The organism is Okeania sp. SIO2F4 (genome assembly GCF_010672385.1).
Classification (GTDB): domain Bacteria; phylum Cyanobacteriota; class Cyanobacteriia; order Cyanobacteriales; family Microcoleaceae; genus Trichodesmium.
This window is the reverse complement of record NZ_JAAHGT010000984.1, coordinates 1-3,525: the sequence shown is the minus strand read 5'-3', so window position 1 is coordinate 3,525 and position 3,525 is coordinate 1. Positions and strand designations below refer to the sequence as shown.

The following is a 3,525-nucleotide window of genomic DNA, read 5'->3' as shown; positions in this document are numbered from 1 at the left end:
GTATAAGTCATTTGAAAAGCTTTTTTCTCATAAAAGTGTATTGAATTAGATATTTTTTTGAGAAATGCACCCCAAGATTCTGACTCCCCCCTCTTCCCACCCTCCCACAAGGTTTTCAGGAGTTCCTTATCAGGGATAGGGTAGGGAAGGGAGTCGGGGGGTTAGGTTTTTTCCACCCACATTTTCAAAGTAGAAGTGCTAGTAAAGTGAGCAAATATTTACCTGCTCTCTATTAAAAACTTTATTATAGCAATTCCCATACTTGTGAGGTACAAAATTCTAGGTTTTAGGGAACAGGGAACACTTAACTGGGAACAGGAAACAAGGAATAGAATAAAAATAAAAATAGATGTACCATTAGACTCTGGGAAACCCTATATTAGTTATTAACAAAAACAGGCAAAAATTATGTCAACAGTTTATCGTTTAAAAGCTAGTAAAATCGACCATCATTTTCTAGAATAAATTCAAGCTAAATTTGGAGCCAAATAAATTGAGATAGTTGTTTCAGAGTTTGATTTAACAGATTATCTTTTAAAGTCAGAAAGCAACAAAAATAGACTATTAAAAGCAATTGAAAATGTTAAAGAGCGTCAAAATTTAGTTGAAGTAAATTTAGAAGATTTGTAATGAGCAGAATATTTTTTTTTGAATCCTCTATTTTCAATAAATCCAAATCCAAATTTAGATAATGCCACAGTACGATTTGTATCACAACCAAGTTAAGAATGGATTGAGGAAAGATCGCTGAACTATCACTGACGATCCTTATACTCTAGAATATAAAGGATTGCGTTTATATGCAGATTTAGGAGCAGAAAAACTATTAGCGGCTGAAAGAGCAGAACAGAAAATTGCCGTAGAAATCAAAGTTTTTAATAGTCCTTCACAAGTAACCGAACTACAAAAAGCAATTGGTAAGTATAATATGTATCGAACTATATTACCGAAAAATAAAGGTTTAAAGCCTCTCACTCGCCGTGGAGAAAAAAGCGGTCGTTTGCGGAGCATTTCGTAGGATGGGATGGCGAGGTTTCCCGCTCTTAAAGAGCCGCTCCGAAGTGCGCCATATCCAATCTCCCCTTGAGAAGAAAAAAAATTCCTTTTTAACCAATTCTCTTCTTAAAAAGAAGAGGTAATTATTAATTATTAATTATTAATTATTGAAGTCGTGTTAACCCAGAGCGAAAATTATATTTAGCAATTTCTCAAGAGGTTTACCAAGATTTTTTTCAAAAGCCTGCTATTCAAGATATTGTCAGCGACCAAACAATTTATCTATTAATTTTTAATCCAGATAGGGAGGTAATTATTCAATGGCTAAATTAGAATTTTACCGAAAAATAATTAGTCAAATTATTCAAAAACATGCCCAATGTAAACCTAGTCATGGAAATATTGAACCACTATTTATTTGCGATTCAATAACTGATAATTACTTGTTGATTGATACAGGATGGGATGAAACAGGACGAGTTTACGCTGTGATTTTGCATCTGCGAATTGTGGGAGAAAAAATCTGGATAGAGTCAGATGGAACTGAAGGAGGAATTGCTTTAGAACTTTTAGAATTGGAGATTCCTAAAGAAGATATTGTTTTGGGATTTATTCGTCCAAAAAATCGGCATTTAATTGATTTTTCTGTAGCTTAAATTAAAGTTTAGTCTTAACTTTGGCAATGAAGTATAACGACTAATACCAAATTGATAAATTTTTGCTACAAATAGATAGGTTATTTATTAGGAGTCAGGAGTCAGGAGTCAGGAGTCAGAATGAATAGCTTCTTTCCTATTTATTAGCTCATAAATCATCTTTTTAATCAAAGAGACATTTCCTGTAAAATCTTTTTATCGTTATTACTATTTGTAACATTATTTTTTCAAAATGGTATAATTATAGAGTAACTAAAAAAAGCAAGAAAAATCAGCAGTATCATAATCGACAACCTTGATGATGACCTGATAGTTAAGCTGCTTTACTGCGAGGATCGTTATTCACAAGAACTATTAGTGAATTAGAATCAATAACAAGATTCATTATTAGCTAAAAAATAAACCTTTGCTCTAACTCTTCTCGACTTTCACGGGCGATCGCTACTCCATCTATGAGTGACAAATTTTTGCCAATTTCCCGCAAACCAGCTATTGCTTCTCTTGCTTTTTGTTTGTCAAATTGAGGTGGAATTTCTTCTAGGCTGAATTTAAGTAATCTTTGGGCTAAAATACTTATGGGTAAATTTAATCTTTGAGCTTCTTTAGTAAGGCGATTGTAATCTTGGTAACTTAATTTTACAGTTAGTAATTTGGATTCATTCATAATTATTTGATTGAAAAAAATGATTATTTTAAATAATACTAATAATCAATATCGACACACTTTAACAAATATTTTTCAAAGCTCTTTCTAAACTCAATATTCATAGTTTTTTATTGAGAATTTTGAAGATTTGTTCTTGGCTAACTGGTTCGCTATTTTTACCTTCTTGAATTGCGTTTTTGATCGATATATTTTCTAAGGTTTCTGCTAAAATTTATGAAAATTCTTCTTTTTGTTCTTGCAGTAATTCAATAATTGCTACTTTCAGCAACTCTTTTAGTTTAGTCTTGTCTATAGTAATTTCAGCCATCGGTTTTTTTCGAGAATTGGTTGGTTGAATTATAGCACTTATAACCGTTCGATAAAAATAGATTTATAGATTTAGAGACAGGGTTTAGGGAAAAATTGCTTGTGTTGGGTTTCGTTACCTCAACCCAACCTACAACTACAACCTTTAAAACTTTAGCGACTATAGCGCATATTTCTCAAGAAATGATAACGATCAGGTCTTGTAACTCCACAAACGTTACTACCTTTTTGCTCGCTCCAGTAAAAGTCTAAATATTTTTCACTTTTCCTGCTATCTCTAGCCATTTCTAAAAATTCGGGTCGGTCGAGACCATGAGAAGGATGAGTAGAGTAAATAACAAAAGTGCTTGGTTCTCTACCAGTTCTATCATCGTATACTTTAACAACAGCTAGGTTATGACCTTTTAAAACACCATAGTTTTCTGTACATTCCCACATATTAATTACTCTTCCTCGCAAAGGACCACCTTGAGCATTCGTAGAAGTTGCTGATAATAAAATTACAGCAGATGTAGCAGCAACAATTAAAGCTAAAGAACGAACCAAGCTTTTTTTTGTTGAGTTAATAAATTCTGGAATTACTTTTGACATTTTCTTACCTTATTTGTTTACTGTTTTTTTCCTATAATTATCCATCTCATACAATTCTAATTCGCTCATTTTCATATCTACAAGTCGGAAAAGGACGGATAAAAACGGATATTTTGTTAAAAAATGTAAAAAGGACGGATAATGAAGGATAATAGCGGATAAGCTATTCAGAAAAATTAATTGTTAAGACAATGGACTGGCAAACAGTTTTAAATTCAATTGATGATTTGGTCTTTCAGCAAACTGGAAAACACCTAAATAATCTACAAATGGGAATTTTAAAAGGTGTACTGAATAACGAAAAATACA

The 3,525-nt window shown here is 32.2% G+C and carries 6 protein-coding genes and 1 pseudogene; 4 read left to right on the top strand and 3 right to left on the bottom strand.

Annotated elements, in window-relative coordinates:
- Positions 1 to 754 precede the first annotated feature (754 nt).
- The 3 genes and pseudogenes from F6K22_RS36010 to F6K22_RS36005 all read left to right on the top strand — a co-directional run bounded on the left by F6K22_RS36010 (position 755) and on the right by F6K22_RS36005 (position 1,652).
- Positions 755 to 1,018, top strand: a complete 264-nt coding sequence (locus tag F6K22_RS36010) for an element excision factor XisH family protein (RefSeq protein WP_293109410.1) — start codon at positions 755 to 757, stop codon at positions 1,016 to 1,018.
- Positions 1,019 to 1,182: 164 nt separating this feature from the next.
- A pseudogene (locus F6K22_RS42725) lies at positions 1,183 to 1,329 on the top strand (element excision factor XisH family protein); the annotation flags it as partial.
- A complete protein-coding gene (locus F6K22_RS36005; protein WP_293109408.1) occupies positions 1,317 to 1,652 on the top strand; it encodes a XisI protein in 336 nt (111 codons plus the stop codon). The pseudogene F6K22_RS42725 and the gene F6K22_RS36005, both read left to right, overlap by 13 nt.
- 391 nt (positions 1,653 to 2,043) lie before the next feature.
- On the opposite strand, the gene F6K22_RS36000 is transcribed toward F6K22_RS36005, so the two are convergent.
- From F6K22_RS36000 to F6K22_RS35995, 3 genes are all read right to left on the bottom strand, one after another.
- Positions 2,044 to 2,316, bottom strand: coding sequence for a hypothetical protein (locus F6K22_RS36000; protein WP_293109407.1), 273 nt, complete (start codon positions 2,314 to 2,316; stop codon positions 2,044 to 2,046).
- 214 nt (positions 2,317 to 2,530) lie between these two features.
- Complete coding sequence (locus F6K22_RS43705; RefSeq protein WP_483244188.1) at positions 2,531 to 2,626, bottom strand: hypothetical protein; 96 nt, start codon at positions 2,624 to 2,626, stop codon at positions 2,531 to 2,533.
- 152 nt (positions 2,627 to 2,778) lie between these two features.
- Positions 2,779 to 3,216 carry a hypothetical protein gene (locus F6K22_RS35995; RefSeq protein ID WP_293109405.1) on the bottom strand — a complete coding sequence of 146 codons (438 nt, stop codon included), beginning with the start codon at positions 3,214 to 3,216 and terminating at the stop codon, positions 2,779 to 2,781.
- Positions 3,217 to 3,407: 191 nt separating this feature from the next.
- Between F6K22_RS35995 and F6K22_RS43700 the strand changes: the two genes are divergently transcribed.
- A partial coding sequence (locus F6K22_RS43700; protein WP_483244189.1) for a helix-turn-helix domain-containing protein occupies positions 3,408 to 3,525 on the top strand: 118 nt, incomplete at its 3' end.